Source organism: Isoptericola nanjingensis (assembly GCF_050311635.1).
Classification (GTDB): domain Bacteria; phylum Actinomycetota; class Actinomycetes; order Actinomycetales; family Cellulomonadaceae; genus Isoptericola; species Isoptericola nanjingensis.
Genome location: NZ_JBNOZL010000001.1, coordinates 433,687 through 450,398, shown reverse-complemented (window position 1 = coordinate 450,398; position 16,712 = coordinate 433,687). Strand labels below are relative to the sequence as shown.

Below are 16,712 nucleotides of genomic sequence, written 5' to 3'. Positions count from 1 at the left end.
GGCGGCGGATGAGGATCGCGTACCTCGGGCCGGAGGGCACGTTCACCCACGAGGCGGTCCGGCGCTGGGCCGGCGCACGGACGAGGGGCGGCGACGCCGCGCAGCTGCCGCTGGCCACCGTCCGGGAGGTGCACGACGCCGTCGCGTCGGGCGCCGCTGACCGCGGGGTGGTGGCGATCGAGAGCTCCGTCGAGGGGTACGTCGTGCCGTCCCTGGACGCGCTCGTGGGCAGCCCCGACGTGGTCGCGGTGGACGAGGTCGTGCTGGACGTCTCCTTCGACGCGTTCGTCCGTCCCGGGCACGCCGACCCGTCGGGGCTGCGCGAGGCGACGGCGCACCCGCACGGCCTGGCGCAGTGCACGCGGTTCGTCGCGGAGCACGACCTGCTGCCCGTGCCGGCGTCGTCGAACGCGGCCGCGTGCCGCGACCTCGCCGACCACCAGGTCGCCTTCGGGCCGAGGCTGTGCGGAGAGCTCTACGGGCTGGAGACGCTCGCGACGGGGGTGGAGGACTTCGCCGGCGCGCGCACGCGGTTCGTCGTGCTGTGCCGCCGGGACGACGCGACCGCCGCGTGGGCGCCGGTGCGCGCGGCGGGGCACGCCCGCGACGCGTGGCGCACCATGGCCGCCGTGACCCCGGTGGTCACCGGGCCGGGCGTGCTGGCGCGGGTCACGGCGGAGTTCGCCGAGCGCGGCGTGAACATGTCGAGCCTCGTGGAGCGCCCGTTGAAGGTGCGCGAGAGCCAGTACGTGTTCGTCGTGACGCTCGACGGCGCCCCCTGGGAGCCGCAGGTGCGCGACCTGTTCGCCGCCCTGCTCGGCGCGGGCGACTCGCTCAAGGTGCTCGGCGCGTTCCCCGTGGCGCCCGGCGGGCCGGGCCTCGACGGCGTGCTGCCCGACCACGTGCCGACGGGCAGCGTGCTGGGCTCGGACGACGACGCGACGGTCGCGCGGGGCCTGCTGTGGTGAACGACGCGCGGGACGGCCGGGTCGGGGTCGTCGGCCTCGGCCTGGTCGGCGGGTCGCTCGCGCGGCTGCTCGCCGCGCGCGGCGTGGACGTCGTCGCGACGGACACCGACGCCGGCACCCGCGGCGACGCGCGCGCCGTCGGGCTGCGCGTGGCGGACGACCTGGCGGACCTGTGCGCCGAACGTCCCGGTGTCGTCGTGCTCGCCGTCCCGCTGCGCGCCGTGCGCGCCACGGCCGCCGAGCTCGCGCCGCTGCTGGCGGGTGGCGACGCGACCGTGACCGACGTCGGCTCGGTCAAGGGCCCGGTCCGGGCAGCGGTCCTCGCCGCGGGGCTGGGCGACCGGTACGTCGGGGCGCACCCGATGGCCGGCACCGAGCACAGCGGCTTCGCCGCGTCCGACGCCGGCCTGCTCGACGCGGCGCCGTGGGCGGTGACCGTGGCCGAGCCGGGGGGTGCTGCGCCCGACGAGCCCCGGCGTCTGGCGCAGGTGCTGCGCCTGGTGACGGGTCCGCTGGCCGGCACCGCCGCCGTCGTCACCGACGACCGGCACGACGAGGCGGCCGCCCTGGTGAGCCACGTGCCGCACGTGCTCGCCACCCAGCTGCTCAACGCCGTGGCGGGCGCGCCGGTCCGCGACCTCGCGCTGGGCCTCGCCGCCGGCAGCTTCCGCGACGGCACCCGGGTCGCGCTCACCGACCCGGCCCGCACGGAGGCGATGGTCACCGAGAACGCTGCGTGGGTGGCGCCCGCGCTGCGCAAGGCGGTGCGCGACCTCGAGGTCGTGATCGGCGCCCTGGAGACGAACGGCTCGCTGCACGACGTCTTCCACGCCGCCGACGACGTCCGCGAGCTGCGCGCGGGGGGCCGCGCGCGCCCGGCGGGTCCCGAGGAGTCGCTGCCGGTCGGCGACGCCTGGACGTCCGGCCTGGTCGACGACCTCGTGGCGCGCTGCACGGCGGGCGCCGTCGTCGTGGGCGTCGACGACGGCGCGGTCCGGGTGCGCGCGCCGCGCTGAGCGGTACGACAGTCTCGCAGGCTCGGGCCGCGGCTCAGGTCTGGTCGGGCCGCCCCCGCCGCGGTCGCCGCGGCGGGACCGGCTTCACGGCCTCGACGTCGTCGGCGGCGACGGCCACCTCCGGCAGGTCGGGGGAGCGGTCGGGACGCACGCGCAGGCCGGCGGGCCCGACGGCCGTGAGAATCCCCACGACGTCCGCCCACCGGGCCCCGTGCTCGGCCGCCTCGGCGGGGGACAGGCGCCGCCGCACGACGACGCGGGTGCCCGCGGGCACCCCGCGCCAGGCGGGCGGGGGTACGGCAGGTGGGACGGCTGACGGCGGAGGCACCACGTCAGCGATACTAGAGTTGGTTCGGCGCCCGGCTCTCCGGCGCGCGCCCTCGTCACCTGGAAGGTAGCCCGCAGTGACCTACGTGATCGCTCAGCCGTGCGTCGACGTCAAGGACAAGGCGTGCATCGAGGAGTGTCCCGTGGACTGCATCTACGAGGGCTCGCGCTCCCTGTACATCCACCCGGACGAGTGCGTGGACTGCGGCGCCTGCGAGCCGGTGTGCCCGGTCGAGGCCATCTACTACGAGGACGACGTCCCCGAGCAGTGGAAGGACTACTACCGCGCCAACGTCGAGTTCTTCGACGACCTCGGCTCGCCCGGCGGCGCCGCGAAGATGGGGCTCATCGAGAAGGACGACCCCATGATCGCCGGCCTGCCGCCCCAGGCCTGATGGGGTTCGCCGACCTCAGCGGACTGCCCTACCCCTGGGACACGCTCGAGGACGTGCGGGCGACCGCCCGTGCGCACCCCGGCGGCGTCGTGGACCTGTCGATCGGCACGCCGGTCGACCCGACCCCGCAGGTCGTGCGCGACGCGCTCGCCGCGGCGTCCGACGCCCACGGCTACCCGCTGACGCACGGCACGCCCGCGCTCCGGGAGGCCGTGACGGGCTGGTTCGCCCGCCGCCGCGGGGTCCCCGGTCTCGACTCGGACGCCGTGCTGCCCACCGTCGGCTCCAAGGAGCTCGTCGGCCTGCTGCCGTCGCTGCTGCGCCTGGGCCCGGGCGACGTCGTCGTGCACCCGGCGGTCGCCTATCCCACCTACGACGTCGGGGCGCGGCTGGCCGGTGCGACGCCGCTGGCCACGGACGACGTCGACGCCTGGGCGGGGCGCCGCGACGTGCGCCTGGTGTGGGTCAACTCGCCCGGCAACCCGACCGGCGAGGTCGCCGACGTCGCGCACCTGCGCCGCGTGGTGGAGGCGGCGCGGGAGATCGGCGCCGTCGTCGTGGGCGACGAGTGCTACGCCGAGCTGCCGTGGGCCGACGCCTGGGTCGGCGACGACGGCGTCTCGCGGGTGCCCAGCCTGCTCGACCCGCGAGTCACCGGGGGTGGCACCGAGGGTCTGCTCGCGGCGTACTCGCTGTCGAAGCAGTCCAACGTGGCCGGGTACCGCGCGGCCTTCGTGGCCGGCGACCCCACCCTCGTGTCGGGTCTCCTGGCCACCCGCAAGCACCTCGGGATGATCGTTCCCGCGCCGGTCCAGGCGGCGATGACCGCCGCCCTGGGCGACGACGCGCACGTCGCGGCCCAGCGCGAGGTCTACCGCGGCCGCCGCGCCGCGCTGCTCGGCGCGCTCGGGACGGCGGGCTTCGTCGTGGACGGTTCCGAGGCCGGCCTCTACCTGTGGGCCCGCCCGGCGGACGGGACGCCGCTCGCGGGCGCGACGTCGCGCGACCTCGCGGCGTGGTTCGCCCGCCGCGGCATCCTGGTGGGGCCGGGGGAGTTCTACGGCGACGCGGGGCGGTCGCACGTCCGCGTCGCGCTCACCGCACCCGACGGGTCCGTGGCCGAGGCTGTGGCGCGCATCACAACTCTGTGACCCGACGGATGGCTGCGGCTGGGTGAGGGATTGGAACACCTTGGTGTTGGGGGGTAGGTTCGACCGCAGGCCGAGGTAGCCCTGGAGGATGCCACGGCCGGCGTGCCCCGGGCCGCCCCCGTCCCAGAGTCACGAGTCACGCGCCCACCGGTCCCGTCGTCGGGAGTCGGCAGGCCCGTCACGGAAGGAAGACATGACGTCCACCACGCCTGCCGCAGGCACCACGGGCGACTCCGCCTCGGTCGAGCTCGTCGTCGACGGTACCGCTCGCCAGCTGCCCGTCGTCCCCGCCACGGAGGGCAACGACGGCATCGTCGTGTCGTCCCTGCTGAAGGACACCGGGCTCGTCACGGTCGACCCCGGGTTCACGAACACCGCGTCGTGCCAGTCGGAGATCACGTACATCGACGGCGACCAGGGCATCCTGCGCTACCGCGGGTACCCCATCGAGCAGCTGGCCGACTCGTCCACCTTCCTCGAGGTGGCGTACCTGCTGATCCACGGCGAGCTGCCCTCCCCGGCCGAGCTGTCGGCGTTCGAGGAGCGGGTCAACCGCCACACGCTGGTGCCGGAGGGCTTCCGTGCCTTCCTGTCGTCGTTCCCGCGCGGCGGCCACCCGATGTCGATCCTGGCCTCGGCGGTCAACGCGCTCGCGACGTACTACCCCGAGTCGCTGGACCCGCACGACCCGGAGGCGGTCGAGCTCGCCACGGTGCTGATCCTCGCCAAGATCCGCACCATCACGTCGTACCTGCACCGCGCCACGCGCGACGAGCCGCTGATGTACCCGGACTACGCCCGTGGCTACGTCGACGACTTCCTGCGCATGACGTTCTCGCGGCCGTACGAGCAGTGGGAGTCCGACCCGGTGCTCGTGTCCGCGATGGACAAGCTCCTCATCCTGCACGCGGACCACGAGCAGAACTGCTCGACGTCCACCGTCCGCATCGTCGGCTCGTCGAACGCGACGCTCTACGCGTCGGTCGCCGCCGGCATCAACGCGCTGTCGGGCCCGTCGCACGGCGGCGCCAACGAGGCAGTGCTCACGATGCTCGAGAGCATCCGCAGCGGCGACGACTCCGTCGAGACCTTCATGAAGAAGGTCAAGAACAAGGAGGCCGGCGTCCGGCTCATGGGCTTCGGCCACCGCGTCTACAAGAGCTACGACCCGCGCGCCGCGATCGTCAAGAAGCACGCGGACGCCGTGCTGGGCCAGCTCGGCGCCAAGGACGAGCTGCTCGACATCGCCCGCGGGCTCGAGGAGATCGCGTTGCACGACGACTACTTCGTCGAGCGCAAGCTCTACCCGAACGTGGACTTCTACACCGGGCTCATCTACAAGGCCATGGGCTTCTCGCCGGCCATGTTCACGCCGCTGTTCGCGCTGGGCCGCATGCCCGGCTGGATCGCCCAGTGGCGCGAGATGATGAACGACCCGCAGACCAAGATCGGCCGCCCGCGGCAGGTCTACACCGGTCCGACCGAGCGCGACTACGTGCCGCTCGAGCAGCGCTGAGGCTCTCGCCTCCAGGACGGGTACCGCACCGACGCCGGCCGTCGGCCCGCGACCAGGACGATCACGACAGGACGATCGTCACCTGGCCGTCGGGCCGGCGGTCGGCGTCGTCGTCCACGACGGACCACGTGCCGTCCTCGCGGGTCCACACCTGTGCGTCGGCCCGCACCTCCTGCGCCCCGGAGACGGACGCCGTCGCGACCGCCCAGTGCGCGACGGCCCACGTGGCGCGCTCGCCGTCGAGCGGCACCGCGGTCGCGTCCACGACGACGGCGTTCACGTCCTGGTCGGACGTGTCGGCGCGCAGGGCGTCGGCGGGCAAGCCGAGGTCGCGCGCGCCGCGCTCGGCGAGCAGGTCCCGGGCGGCGGCGCCGGACGGGGCCTCGTCGTCCTCGGTGGGCGGCAGGTCGCAGGTGATCGCCCCGGGGGAGTGGCCGGTGAGCGCGGACGCCCAGGCCCGCGACCGGGTCTCGTGCTGCGCGTACGCGTCGGGGAACCCGGAGCGCTGCACCGCCTGGGCGGCGACCGTGACCTCCAGGTTCTCGTAGCCGTCGACCTCGACGAGGCCGTCGTAGAACTTCCCCGTCGAGTAGACCGGGTCCATGATCTCGTCGACGGTGCCCCACCCCTGGGAGGGGCGCTGCTGGAAGAGGCCCACCGAGTCCCGGTCGCCGTAGTCGATGTTGACCAGCCGGGACTCCTGCAGCGCCGTCGCCAGCCCGATCGTGGCCGCCCGGCCCGGCAGCCCGCGCTGCACGGACGTCCCGACGATCAGGGCGGCGTTGTCCGCCTGGACCGGCGTGAGGTACCACGACGTGCCGTCCAGCTCGGCCGCGCACCGCTGCACCGAGGGCGTGTCGACCCGGTTGAGGAACCAGACGACGCCGGCCGTCGCCCCGGCGCCGGCGACGAGGACCACGGCGAGGGCTGCGCCGGCAGCCCCCCGCCGGCCTCTCCGCCGGCCCCGTCGGCCGGACACCTCAGTTGGCGTGCAGCGCGGCGTTGAGCTCGATGCCCACGCCGCCCCGCTCCAGCACCTCGACCGCGCCGGTGCGCGAGTTGCGGCGGAACAGCAGGTTGTCGCGACCGGCGAGGTCGCGGGCCTTGACCACCAGCGGGTCGCCGTCGGCGCCCATCTCGCCGAGCACGGTGACCTTGGTGCCCGCGGTGAGGTAGAGGCCGGCCTCGACCACGCAGTCGTCGCCGAGCGGGATGCCGAGGCCGGCGTTGGCGCCGAGCAGCGACCGCTCACCCACGCTGATGACCTCCTTGCCGCCGCCCGACAGGGTGCCCATGATCGACGCGCCGCCGCCGACGTCGGACCCGTCCCCCACGACGACCCCGGCGGAGATCCGGCCCTCGACCATGGAGGCACCGAGCGTGCCGGCGTTGAAGTTGACGAAGCCCTCGTGCATGACGGTGGTGCCCGACGCGAGGTGCGCGCCGAGGCGCACGCGGTCGGCGTCGGCGATCCGCACGCCGGCGGGCACGACGTAGTCGACCATGCGCGGGAACTTGTCGATCCCGTACACCGTGACGGCGCGGCCGGTGTCGGCGCGCAGGCGCAGGCGCGTGGCCTCGAAGCCCTCGACGGCGCACGGGCCGTGGGACGTCCACACCACGTTGGTCAGGACGCCGAAGAGGCCGTCCAGGTTGAGGCCGTGGGGGTGGACCAGGCGGTGGGAGAGCAGGTGCAACCGCAGGTACGCGTCCCGGGTGTCCTGGGGGGCGGCGTCGAGGTCGATCACGGTGCGCACGACGACGACGTCCACGCGGCGTGCGTCGTCCCGCTCGGTGAGGGCGTCGAGCTCGGCCGGGATGTCGACGTCGGTCTCCGGCGGCGCGCCCAGCACGGGCGCGGGGTACCAGACGTCGAGCGTGGTGCCGTCGTCGGCGACCGTGGCGAGACCGAGGCCCCAGGCGGGGCGGGAGAAGGCAGGCGTCGTCATGCGGCCCAGCGTAGTCGGCGCGTCTGCCACGATGGTGCGCGTGACCACGGACAGCACACCCCCTTCTCGCGACCCCCACCCCGGCCCCCGCGCGGACGCCCGCCTGGACGCCCTGCTCGACCCGGAGACGGTCGCGACGTCGGACCTCGTGGACCTGCTGGCCGCGATCTGCGACGTCCCGTCGGTCTCCGGCGACGAGGCCGCGCTCGCGGACGCCGTCGAGCGGGTGCTGCGCGCCCAGCCCCACCTCGACGTGCTGCGCGACGGCGACGCCCTCGTCGCCCGCACCCGCCTCGGCCGCGCCCGACGCGTGGTGCTCGCGGGCCACCTGGACACCGTGCCGCTGACCGACCCGCCGAACCTCCCCACGCGCCTCCAGGCGGCCGCGGACGGGACCGTCGAGATGTGGGGCCGCGGCACCGTGGACATGAAGGGCGGCGTGGCGATCATGCTCGCGCTCGCCGTCGAGCTGGGTCGCGCGGGCAGCGAGCCCGCCCACGACGTCACGTACGTCTTCTACGACCACGAGGAGGTCGAGGCGTCGCTCAGCGGGCTGGGCCGTCTGGTGCGGAACCACCCGGAGGCGCTCGAGGGGGACGTCGCGATCCTGGGCGAGTCGAGCAACAACGGCATCGAGGGCGGCTGCAACGGGACGCTGCGCGTCGAGGTCCGCACCCACGGCGTCGCCGCGCACTCGGCGCGCGCCTGGGCCGGGGTGAACGCGATCCACGCGGCGGCGCCGGTGCTCGAACGGCTCGCCGCCTACGAGGCGCGCGAGGTCGAGGTGGACGGGCTGGTGTACCGCGAGAGCCTGGGCGCCGTCGGCATCCGCGGCGGCATCGCGGGCAACGTGGTGCCGGACGCCTGCACCGTCACGGTGAACTACCGCTTCGCCCCGTCGCAGGGCGTCGCCGAGGCGGAGGCGCACGTGCGCGAGCTCTTCGAGGGCTTCGAGGTGGTCGTCACGGACGCCGCCCCCGGGGCCCGGCCGGGCCTCGACGACCCGCTCGTGGCGGACTTCGCCGCGGCCGTCCAGGCCGCGACCGGTACCGCGCCGACGCCCAAGTACGGCTGGACCGACGTCGCGCGGTTCGCCGAGCTCGGCATCCCCGCCGTGAACTTCGGCCCGGGGGACCCCGTGCTGGCGCACAAGGACGACGAGCGCCTGCCCGTGGCCCGGCTCGCGGTGGGTCGCGACGCCCTGCGCGGCTGGCTGCTCGGCGGGCCCGCGGGTGGCGTGGATAGTCTCGAGTCATGACGCGAGCGACGACCTCCCCCAGCGCCCACGGACCCGAGCGCGGCGACGACGGGGTGCCCGAGAAGGGCAAGGGCTACCGCAAGGGGCCCGTGCTGCTGCGGGGCAAGGAGATCCCGGCCCAGACCACCGACCAGAGGCTCCTCTCCGGCGGCGGCGACTCCGACTGGGTGCACTCCGACCCGTGGCGCGTGATGCGGATCCAGTCGGAGTTCGTCGAGGGCTTCGGCGCCCTCGCCGAGGTGGGCCCCGCGGTGTCGGTGTTCGGGTCGGCCCGGACGTCCCCCGACCACCCCGACCACGCGCTCGCCGTCGAGGTCGGGCGGCTGCTCGCCGAGGCCGGCTACGCGGTGATGACGGGCGGCGGCCCGGGGATCATGGCGGCGGCCAACGAGGGGGCGCACCACGCGGGCGGCACGTCCATCGGGCTCGGCATCGAGCTGCCCTTCGAGCAGGGCATGAACGAGTTCGTGAACCTGGGCGTGAACTTCCGCTACTTCTTCGCCCGCAAGACGATGTTCGTCAAGTACGCGCAGGGCTTCATCGTGCTGCCGGGCGGCTTCGGCACCTTCGACGAGCTGTTCGAGGCCCTCACGCTCGTGCAGACCCACAAGGTGACCGAGTTCCCGATCGTGCTGGTCGGCTCCGACTACTGGGGCGGGCTGCTGGAGTGGCTGCGCACCGCCGTGGCGGACCGCGGGATGATCGGCCGGGCCGACCTCGACCTGCTGCACCTCACGGACTCGCCGGAGGAGGCCGTGCGGTACGTGATCGAGCGCGGGCGGGCCCTCGCCGCCTCGGAGCGCGAGGCGTTGGACGAGCTCGTCGAGGACCAGCGGGACGCGGCTGACGACGCGGGCGAGGCGGCCGACGCCTCGTGACGACCGACGCCCCGTCCCCGGCCGGCGTCCCGGCGGCGGGGACCCCGCTGGTGCTGCGCGGGCGGGAGGTCGGCCGCGGCCCCGACGGGGTGCTGCGGCCCGTGGTGATGGCGATCGTCAACCGCACCACGGACTCCTTCTACGCCCCGGCCCGGCGGCCCGACGACGGCGCCGCGCTCGACGCGGCGCACCAGGCCTGGGCGGACGGCGCGCAGATCCTCGACGTCGGCGGGGTGCGCGCCGGCGTCGGCCCGGACGTCGACGAGGCGGAGGAGATCGGCCGCGTGGTCCCGTTCGTCGCGCGGGTGCGCGAGGAGCTGCCCGACCTGCTGGTGTCGGTCGACACGTGGCGCTCCGGCGTCGCCCGCGAGGTCGTCGCCGTCGGGGCGGACCTCGTCAACGACACCTGGGCGGGGCACGACCCCGCGCTCGTGGAGGTGGCCGGCGCGGCGGGGGTCGGGGTCGTGTGCTCCCACACCGGCGGGGCGGTGCCGCGCACCGACCCGTACCGCGTCGAGTACCCGCCCGTCGACCACCCGTCCGTCGACCAGGCCGGGCCGGGGGAGGCCGCCGACCCGCGCGACGGCGTCCTGGACGACGTCGTCGCGACGCTGCGCGCGGCCGCCGCGCGGGCCGTCGCCTGCGGCGTCCCGCCACGGTCGGTGCTCGTGGACCCCACGCACGACTTCGGCAAGAACACCTGGCAGTCGCTGCACCTCCTGCGCCGCACCGCCGCGCTCGCGGGGCTCGGCTACCCGCTGCTCATGGCGCTCAGCCGCAAGGACTTCGTCGGGGAGACGCTGGGGCTGGCCCCCGACGACCGGCTGGAGGGCACCCTCGCGGCCACCGCGCTCGCGGCATGGCAGGGCGCCACCGTCTTCCGCGCCCACGACGTCGTCGCCACGCGGCGCGTGCTCGACCTGGTCGCCGCCGTCCGCGACGAGGCCCCGCCCGCTGCGGCGCTGCGCGGCCTCGCCTGAGGCCGCCTGACCTGGCCGGGCCGGGCCGGGTCTCGCCAGTCGACCCCTGACGTCCGGGGTGTGGAAGTCAGGGGTGGGTTCTGACCTAGAATGGTGGGGCGCGCCTCGTCTCGCCCCCGCCGACCGGCGGGCAGCGGGCAGGGGGCAGGCCGAGGAACCGGACAACGGAATGGAGAGCCACAGATGGCTGCGATGAAGCCGCGGACGGGCGACGGGCCGCTGGAGGTCACCAAGGAAGGACGCGGCATCGTCATGCGGGTCCCGCTCGAGGGTGGCGGCCGTCTGGTCGTGGAGCTGAACGCCACCGAGGCGACCGAGCTGGGTGAGGCACTCCAGGCCGTCGTCGCGTGACGACGGCGCGGTAGGAGCAGGACGGCGGGCGCCGGGCGACGAGGTCGCCCGGCGCCCGCGGTGTCTCACTGCCGTACGGCGAGGAGCAGTCCGTCCCCCGACGGGGCCAGGGCGGACAGCACCCGGTCGTCGGAGCGCAACGCCCGCCCGACGTCGCGCACCACGGTGGTCACCTCGTCGCGCCGCGCAGGATCGGGCACGCGCCCGCCGTGGAGCGCGCCGTCGACGGCGAGGACGCCGCCGGGGCGCAGCAGCCGCAGGCCGGCCTCGACGTACTCGGGATAGGAGTGCGGCTCCGCCCCGACGAGCACGAGGTCGTACGCGCCGTCGGTGAGCCGGGGCAGGACGTCGGCGGGCCGGCCGGGGATGGCCCGGGTGCGCCCCGGCGCGACCCCGGCCTCGGCGAAGGCCCGCTTCGCGGCGCGCTGGTGCTCGAGCTCGGCGTCGATGGTCGTGAGCACGCCGTCGGCGGGCATGCCGCGCAGGAGCCAGAGGGCGGCGACGCCGGTGCCCGTGCCGACCTCCACGACGGCCCGCGCGCCGAGCGCCGCGGCCACGACCTGCAGCAGCGCCCCCGTGCCGGGGGAGACGGCCCCGCAGCCGAGCTCCGCCGCGCGCTCGCGGGCACGGAGCAGCACCTCGTCCTCGGGGACGAAGGACTCGCTGTAGGCCCAGGCTGCGGTGCGACCGCTGCGGGCGTCGACGTCGGTGGTGATGGCGGTCCTCCACGGCGGGGTCGCCGGCGGACGGCCGGCGCGGGTGATGCTGCGGTGATCGTACGCGGGAACGCCGCGGCGCGCCCGGACGTTGCCGTGGGACGATGGTGATGATGACGACCGACCCCGCTCCCGTGCAGGACGTGCCCGAGGCCCCCGCCGAGGCGACCTTCGGCGCGCCCGAGGACGCCGCGTCAGCGCCGGCATGGACGCCCCCGACGTGGGACGAGATCGTGCGCGAGCACTCGGCGCGCGTGTACCGGCTCGCGTACCGGCTGAGCGGCAACCGGCAGGACGCCGAGGACCTCACCCAGGAGACGTTCCTGCGCGTGTTCCGGTCGCTCTCCAGCTACACCCCGGGCACGTTCGAGGGTTGGCTGCACCGCATCACGACGAACCTGTTCCTCGACCAGGTGCGGCGCAAGAAGCGCATCCGCATGGAGGCGATGGGCGACGACGCCGCCCGCGTCGCCGCCCCCGAGGACCACGGTCGCCCCGAGCGCGGGTTCGAGCACGCGAACCTGGACCACGACGTGCAGGCCGCGCTCGACGCGCTGCGCCCCGAGTACCGCGCCGCGGTCGTCCTGTGCGACATCGAGGGCCTCAGCTACGAGGAGATCGCCGTCACCCTGGGCATCAAGCTCGGCACGGTCCGCTCCCGCATCCACCGCGCCCGTGCGCAGCTCCGCGACGCGCTGGAGCACCGGCGCGCGGAGGTGACCGCGCGGGACGCGAACGGCGGGGCGGCGTCGTGACGGGGTACGCCGGGTCCGGGCACCTCGGGGCCTGGGTGAGCGACCTGGCCGACGGCCAGCTCGACGCCGCGGCGACCGAGCGCGCGCTCGCGCACGTCGCGGGCTGCCCCCGGTGCGCGACCGAGCTCGACGCGGCCCGGGCCGCGCACCGCGCGCTCGCGGCAGCCTGCGACGTCGCGCCCGACCCGGAGCTCACGAACCGCCTGCTCGCGCTGTCGGCGTCCATCCCGTCGACGACCGGCGACCCGCTGCGCGACCGCGGCCGGTCCGCGGACTGGGAGCGTCCCCGGGCGTGGGAGCCGTCCCTGTCGGGCGACCTGGGTTCCCGACGGCGGCACCGGACCCGGCGGCTGGTCGCCGCGGGGGCGGGCGGCGTCGGCGTGCTCGGCGTCGCGCTGTTCGTGCTGGGGCAGGCCCCCGTGGTGACCCCGGACCCGTCGCGGGTCGCGGCGCTGACGCTGCTGGCGGACGCCGAGCCGGGCGGGCACGACGTGGCGGCCGGCCGCGCGGCCACCGCCGACGCACTCACCTGGCTGGCCGACCACGGCTGGTCCGCGCCCGCCGCGCTGCCCGAGGGGTACGCCGTGACCGCGCTGCGCACGGACGGCTGCGCCGGCGCCGGCGGCTCGGACGCGGCGGCCGTCGAGCTGGACCTGTCCGGGCCGGACGGCAGCGCCGTCGCGTGCCTGCGGCAGGGTCGGCTCGCGGACCTGGGCACGGCCGCCGCCGGCACCATCGACGGGGCCGCCGACGGGTCGGCGGGCGGGCTCGCCGTCCGCGGCCACGACGTGCGGGTGCTCTCCGCCGATCCGTGGCACGTGGCCTGGCAGTCGGGGGACACCGTCGTCGACGTGGCGACCGACGTCGACGCCGACGCGCTCGCCGAGATCGTGGCGGCGTTCCCGGGCTCCGCCGAAGGGGACGACGCGGGCGTGCTGCGCGAGATCTCCCGCGGCTGGACCATCATGACCGGTGCGATGTCCGGCGCCATGTCCGACGCGATGTCCGGAGCGATGACAGGAGCCGTCTGGCGCCGATGACCGAACCGTCCCGCCCCGCCGACGACCTGTTCGCGCCGCCCGAGCCTCCGGCCCGCGCGCCGGAGCCCGACCCGTACGTGCCGCCGCCGGCGGCGACCCTGTTCCCTGCCACGGTGTCGGCGGTGCCGGCACCGGCCGACATCGAGCCGCCGACCGCGGCGGTGCCGGAGACGGCGCCTCCCGCGCGGCCGGCGCGCCGTCGCCGCCCGGGGGCGGCGGCGGTCGTGGTGCTGGCCCTCGTCGCGGGTGCCGTCGGCGGCTTCGCGGGGGACCGCGTGTCGGACGCCCTGGACGACGGGAGGCCCGCGGACGCGGCGCTGCCGACGTCGGGCGGGCAGGACGCGGACGAGGGCACGGCCGCCGGGGCGTCCGCCGGCGCGGACCGGTCGGACGGCTCCGTCGCGGCGCTCGCCGCCGACGTGCTGCCGAGCGTCGTCTCGATCCAGGTGCAGGGCGCGAACGGGGCGTCCAGCGGGTCGGGCTTCGTGCTGCGCGAGGACGGGTACATCCTCACGAACAACCATGTGGTCGCCCCTGCGGCGGCCGCGGGGGGCTCGGCGGTCGTGGTCTTCGCGGACGGCCGCAAGCGCGACGCCGAGGTGGTGGGCCGCACCGCGGACTACGACCTGGCCGTGGTGAAGGTGGACGCCGACGGCCTGGAGCCGCTGGTCCTCGGGGACTCCGACGCCGTGGTGGTCGGCGACCCCGTGCTCGCCGTCGGCGCCCCGTTGGGCCTGGACTCCACGGTGACGACCGGCATCGTCAGCGCCCTGCACCGGCCGGTGCAGGCGGGGGACGAGACCGGGGGAGGCGCGGCGACGGCGTTCATCGACGCCATCCAGACCGACGCGGCGATCAACCCGGGCAACTCGGGCGGCCCGCTGATCGACTCGGGCGGCGAGGTGGTCGGGATCAACTCGGCGATCGCGCAGCCGCCGGGCGCGATGTCCGCCACCGGCAGCATCGGCCTCGGCTTCGCGATCCCCGCGTCCCAGGCGCGGCACACCGCCGAGCAGCTCATCGAGTCGGGCCACGCGACGTACCCGGTGATCGGGGCGCTGCTCGACACCACGTACACCGGAGAGGGTGTGCAGGTCTCGTCCGGGCCCCAGCAGGGCCAGCCGGCCGTCACCCCTGACGGCCCGGCCGACCGGGCCGGCATCCGCCCCGGCGACGTCATCCTGGAGATCGACGGCCGGCCCGTGACCGTGAGCGACGCCCTCATCGTGGCGATCCGCGCCCGCCAGCCCGGGGACGCGGTGACGCTGCGCGTGCGCACCGACGGCGAGGAGCGCGACGTCCGGGTGGTGCTGCAGGAGCGCGAGAGCGAATAGGCTGTCCGCGTGTTCGACATCAACGGCGGTGAGCTCATCATCATCGTGGTGCTCGCCGTCCTGCTCATCGGGCCCGAGCGCCTCCCCGGGTATGCCGCCCAGCTGGCCTCGCTCGTGAAGCGCGGCAAGCGCCTGCTGCAGGACACCAAGGCGCGCGTGGACACCGAGCTGGGGCCGGAGTTCAAGGACGTCGACTGGTCCAAGCTCGACCCGCGCCAGTACGACCCCCGTCGCATCGTGCGCGACGCGCTCATGGACGACGACGACGACGGTCCTGCCCCCGCGCCCCGCGCCGCAGCGGCGGCGGGCGGCACCGCGACCGCCGCCGCCACCAGCTCCTCCGACGAGCGCCGCGCCGCCGTGCCCGCCCCGTTCGACGACGAGGCCACGTAGCCCGTCGGGCCGGGGCGGACGAGTTTCCGAGCGGTCCGGCCGACCTGCCACAATGGACGGCATGTCCGACGTCGCCACCTCACCGTCCCTCCAGCGCGGAGCGTCCGCGCCGGGACTGCCCCGCATCTTCTCCGGCATGCAGCCGACCGACGGATCGCTGCACCTCGGGAACTACCTGGGCGCGCTCGCCCAGTGGGTGGCGCTCCAGGACGGCCACGAGGCGCTGTACTGCGTCGTCGACCTCCACGCCCTGACGGTGAACCCGGACCCGGCGGCGCTGCGTGAGCGCACCCGCCGCACCGCCGCCCAGTACCTGGCCGGCGGCATCGACCCCGAGCGGTCGATCCTGTTCGTGCAGTCGCACGTGGCCGAGCACGCGGAGCTGGCGTGGCTCCTGTCCTGCCAGACCGGTTTCGGCGAGGCCGGGCGCATGACCCAGTTCAAGGACAAGTCCGCGAAGCAGGGCTCCGAGGGCACCACGGTGGGCCTGTTCACCTACCCCGTGCTGATGGCCGCGGACATCCTCCTGTACGACACGGCGCTCGTGCCGGTCGGCGAGGACCAGCGCCAGCACCTCGAGCTCACCCGCGACCTGGCCGAGCGGCTGAACGCGCGCTTCGGCGAGGGCACCGCCGTCGTCCCCGAGGCGCACATCGTCAAGGCCGTGGCGAAGATCCAGGACCTCCAGGAGCCGACGGCGAAGATGAGCAAGTCGAACGCGGGCGGCAAGGGTGTCGTCTGGCTGCTCGAGGACCCGAAGAAGGCCGTCAAGGCCATCAAGTCGGCCGTCACGGACGCCGACGAGACGTACGGGGTGCGCTACGACCCCGCGGCCAAGCCGGGGATCTCGAACCTGCTCACGATCTTCTCGGCCGTCACCGGCCGCGGCGTCGACGAGATCGCCGCCGAGTACGACGGCCGCGGCTACGGCTACCTGAAGGTGGACCTCGCCGACGCCGTCGTCGCGTTCCTCGAGCCGTTCCAGGCGCGGGCGCAGACCTACCTGTCCGACCCGGCGCAGCTCGACAAGGTGCTCGCCGACGGCGCCGAGCGCGCGCGGGACATCGCGCGCCCGGTGCTCGACCGCGTCTACGACCGGTTCGGCCTGCTGCCCCGGGGCGCCCGGTGAACCTCCCCGACCGCGGCCCGGCCCAGGTGCGGATCGGCGTCGCCATCGCGGTGCCCGAGCCGTTCGGCTCGCGGCTCCAGGAGGCCCGTGCCTCGCTCGGCGACCCGCTGGCCCACGCCATCCCGCCGCACATCACGGTGATCGGCCCCACGGTCGTCGACGAGTCCGTGCTGGACGCGGTGGTCGAGCACCTCGAGAAGGTCGCGTCGGAGACCGCCCCGTTCCGGGTGCACCTGCGCGGGGCCGGCACCTTCCGCCCGATCTCGCCGGTGGTGTTCGTGGCCCTCGCCGAGGGCATCGCGGAGTGCGAGCAGCTCGAGACCGCCGCCCGCTCGGGCGTGCTGGCCCAGGAGCTGCGGTTCAACTACCACCCGCACGTCACCGTCGCGCACGAGGTCGCCGAGGCCGACCTGGACCGCGCCTTCGTCGAGATGGCGGACTTCGACGGCGTCTTCGAGGTGGACCGGCTCTGGCAGTACGAGCACGGCGACGACGGCGTGTGGCGACCGCAACGTTCGTTCCGGCTCGCGGGGGAGCACCCCGCTCCCTAGGGTCG

The 16,712-nt window shown here is 75.4% G+C and carries 19 protein-coding genes; 15 read left to right on the top strand and 4 right to left on the bottom strand.

Translation table 11 applies throughout. The features are described 5' to 3' along the window. Positions 1 to 8: 8 nt before the first annotated feature. Positions 9 to 968: a prephenate dehydratase gene (locus ACQP6G_RS02195; RefSeq protein WP_429762527.1), complete on the top strand. Its 960-nt coding sequence runs from the start codon at positions 9 to 11 to the stop codon at positions 966 to 968. After that, a complete protein-coding gene (locus ACQP6G_RS02190; protein ID WP_429762526.1) occupies positions 965 to 1,984 on the top strand; it encodes a prephenate dehydrogenase in 1,020 nt (339 codons plus the stop codon). The genes ACQP6G_RS02195 and ACQP6G_RS02190 overlap by 4 nt, the downstream gene beginning before the upstream one ends. A gap of 34 nt (positions 1,985 to 2,018) precedes the next feature. Here the strand turns inward: ACQP6G_RS02190 and ACQP6G_RS02185 are convergent, their stop codons facing one another. Beyond that, on the bottom strand, positions 2,019 to 2,315 hold the full coding sequence (locus tag ACQP6G_RS02185; RefSeq protein ID WP_429762525.1) for a putative acetyltransferase: 297 nt from the start codon (positions 2,313 to 2,315) through the stop codon (positions 2,019 to 2,021). Between the two features lie 73 nt (positions 2,316 to 2,388). On the opposite strand from ACQP6G_RS02185, the gene fdxA reads away from it, so the two are divergent. The 3 genes from fdxA (at position 2,389) to ACQP6G_RS02170 (ending at position 5,373) form a co-directional block, all read left to right on the top strand. Further along, positions 2,389 to 2,706, top strand: a complete 318-nt coding sequence (gene fdxA, locus ACQP6G_RS02180) for a ferredoxin (protein WP_429762524.1) — start codon at positions 2,389 to 2,391, stop codon at positions 2,704 to 2,706. Next, positions 2,706 to 3,857 carry a succinyldiaminopimelate transaminase gene (gene dapC / locus ACQP6G_RS02175; protein ID WP_429762523.1) on the top strand — a complete coding sequence of 384 codons (1,152 nt, stop codon included), beginning with the start codon at positions 2,706 to 2,708 and terminating at the stop codon, positions 3,855 to 3,857. The genes fdxA and dapC overlap by 1 nt, the downstream gene beginning before the upstream one ends. 193 nt (positions 3,858 to 4,050) lie before the next feature. Further along, entirely contained in the window at positions 4,051 to 5,373 is a 1,323-nt protein-coding gene (locus tag ACQP6G_RS02170) for a citrate synthase (protein ID WP_429762522.1), read from the top strand. A 61-nt stretch (positions 5,374 to 5,434) separates the two neighbouring features. Here ACQP6G_RS02170 and ACQP6G_RS02165 read toward each other — a convergent pair whose 3' ends face one another. Continuing rightward, positions 5,435 to 6,352 (bottom strand): hypothetical protein, encoded by a 918-nt coding sequence (locus ACQP6G_RS02165; RefSeq protein ID WP_429762521.1) that lies wholly within the window; start codon positions 6,350 to 6,352, stop codon positions 5,435 to 5,437. A 1-nt stretch (position 6,353) separates the two neighbouring features. Continuing rightward, the gene (dapD, locus tag ACQP6G_RS02160; RefSeq protein ID WP_429762520.1) at positions 6,354 to 7,322 is read right to left on the bottom strand and encodes a 2,3,4,5-tetrahydropyridine-2,6-dicarboxylate N-succinyltransferase; all 969 of its coding nucleotides are present in this window, start codon (positions 7,320 to 7,322) and stop codon (positions 6,354 to 6,356) included. A gap of 31 nt (positions 7,323 to 7,353) precedes the next feature. On the opposite strand from dapD, the gene dapE reads away from it, so the two are divergent. The 4 genes from dapE (at position 7,354) to ACQP6G_RS02140 (ending at position 10,789) form a co-directional block, all read left to right on the top strand. Continuing rightward, positions 7,354 to 8,580 (top strand): succinyl-diaminopimelate desuccinylase, encoded by a 1,227-nt coding sequence (dapE, locus tag ACQP6G_RS02155; RefSeq protein WP_429762692.1) that lies wholly within the window; start codon positions 7,354 to 7,356, stop codon positions 8,578 to 8,580. Then, positions 8,577 to 9,458 carry an LOG family protein gene (locus ACQP6G_RS02150; RefSeq protein ID WP_429762519.1) on the top strand — a complete coding sequence of 294 codons (882 nt, stop codon included), beginning with the start codon at positions 8,577 to 8,579 and terminating at the stop codon, positions 9,456 to 9,458. The genes dapE and ACQP6G_RS02150 overlap by 4 nt, the downstream gene beginning before the upstream one ends. After that, on the top strand, positions 9,455 to 10,438 hold the full coding sequence (gene folP / locus ACQP6G_RS02145; RefSeq protein WP_429762518.1) for a dihydropteroate synthase: 984 nt from the start codon (positions 9,455 to 9,457) through the stop codon (positions 10,436 to 10,438). The genes ACQP6G_RS02150 and folP overlap by 4 nt, the downstream gene beginning before the upstream one ends. A gap of 183 nt (positions 10,439 to 10,621) precedes the next feature. After that, positions 10,622 to 10,789 (top strand): DUF3117 domain-containing protein, encoded by a 168-nt coding sequence (locus ACQP6G_RS02140; RefSeq protein ID WP_111249454.1) that lies wholly within the window; start codon positions 10,622 to 10,624, stop codon positions 10,787 to 10,789. A gap of 65 nt (positions 10,790 to 10,854) precedes the next feature. Here ACQP6G_RS02140 and ACQP6G_RS02135 read toward each other — a convergent pair whose 3' ends face one another. After that, positions 10,855 to 11,427 carry an O-methyltransferase gene (locus ACQP6G_RS02135; protein WP_429762517.1) on the bottom strand — a complete coding sequence of 191 codons (573 nt, stop codon included), beginning with the start codon at positions 11,425 to 11,427 and terminating at the stop codon, positions 10,855 to 10,857. Between the two features lie 191 nt (positions 11,428 to 11,618). On the opposite strand from ACQP6G_RS02135, the gene sigE reads away from it, so the two are divergent. The 6 genes from sigE (at position 11,619) to ACQP6G_RS02105 (ending at position 16,707) form a co-directional block, all read left to right on the top strand. Beyond that, positions 11,619 to 12,260: an RNA polymerase sigma factor SigE gene (gene sigE / locus ACQP6G_RS02130; RefSeq protein ID WP_429762516.1), complete on the top strand. Its 642-nt coding sequence runs from the start codon at positions 11,619 to 11,621 to the stop codon at positions 12,258 to 12,260. After that, entirely contained in the window at positions 12,257 to 13,300 is a 1,044-nt protein-coding gene (locus ACQP6G_RS02125) for a zf-HC2 domain-containing protein (RefSeq protein ID WP_429762514.1), read from the top strand. The genes sigE and ACQP6G_RS02125 overlap by 4 nt, the downstream gene beginning before the upstream one ends. Beyond that, entirely contained in the window at positions 13,297 to 14,634 is a 1,338-nt protein-coding gene (locus tag ACQP6G_RS02120; protein ID WP_429762513.1) for a S1C family serine protease, read from the top strand. The genes ACQP6G_RS02125 and ACQP6G_RS02120 overlap by 4 nt, the downstream gene beginning before the upstream one ends. Positions 14,635 to 14,643: 9 nt before the next feature. Continuing rightward, on the top strand, positions 14,644 to 15,027 hold the full coding sequence (locus ACQP6G_RS02115; protein WP_429762512.1) for a twin-arginine translocase TatA/TatE family subunit: 384 nt from the start codon (positions 14,644 to 14,646) through the stop codon (positions 15,025 to 15,027). A gap of 61 nt (positions 15,028 to 15,088) precedes the next feature. Continuing rightward, positions 15,089 to 16,156, top strand: a complete 1,068-nt coding sequence (trpS, locus tag ACQP6G_RS02110; RefSeq protein ID WP_429762511.1) for a tryptophan--tRNA ligase — start codon at positions 15,089 to 15,091, stop codon at positions 16,154 to 16,156. Next, positions 16,153 to 16,707, top strand: coding sequence for a 2'-5' RNA ligase family protein (locus tag ACQP6G_RS02105; protein ID WP_429762510.1), 555 nt, complete (start codon positions 16,153 to 16,155; stop codon positions 16,705 to 16,707). Before trpS ends, ACQP6G_RS02105 begins: the two co-directional genes overlap by 4 nt. Positions 16,708 to 16,712: the final 5 nt, after the last annotated feature.

Excerpts from the sequence above, each read along its gene's own strand:
- ACQP6G_RS02195 (WP_429762527.1), top strand. The coding sequence starts at position 9 with ATGAGGATCGCGTACCTCGGGCCGGAGGGCACGTTCACCCACGAGGCG.
- dapC (WP_429762523.1), top strand. The coding sequence starts at position 2,706 with ATGGGGTTCGCCGACCTCAGCGGACTGCCCTACCCCTGGGACACGCTC.
- ACQP6G_RS02170 (WP_429762522.1), top strand. The coding sequence starts at position 4,051 with ATGACGTCCACCACGCCTGCCGCAGGCACCACGGGCGACTCCGCCTCG.
- dapD (WP_429762520.1), bottom strand. The coding sequence starts at position 7,322 with ATGACGACGCCTGCCTTCTCCCGCCCCGCCTGGGGCCTCGGTCTCGCC.
- dapE (WP_429762692.1), top strand. The coding sequence starts at position 7,354 with ATGGTGCGCGTGACCACGGACAGCACACCCCCTTCTCGCGACCCCCAC.
- ACQP6G_RS02150 (WP_429762519.1), top strand. The coding sequence starts at position 8,577 with ATGACGCGAGCGACGACCTCCCCCAGCGCCCACGGACCCGAGCGCGGC.
- ACQP6G_RS02140 (WP_111249454.1), top strand. The coding sequence starts at position 10,622 with ATGGCTGCGATGAAGCCGCGGACGGGCGACGGGCCGCTGGAGGTCACC.
- sigE (WP_429762516.1), top strand. The coding sequence starts at position 11,619 with ATGACGACCGACCCCGCTCCCGTGCAGGACGTGCCCGAGGCCCCCGCC.
- ACQP6G_RS02120 (WP_429762513.1), top strand. The coding sequence starts at position 13,297 with ATGACCGAACCGTCCCGCCCCGCCGACGACCTGTTCGCGCCGCCCGAG.
- trpS (WP_429762511.1), top strand. The coding sequence starts at position 15,089 with ATGTCCGACGTCGCCACCTCACCGTCCCTCCAGCGCGGAGCGTCCGCG.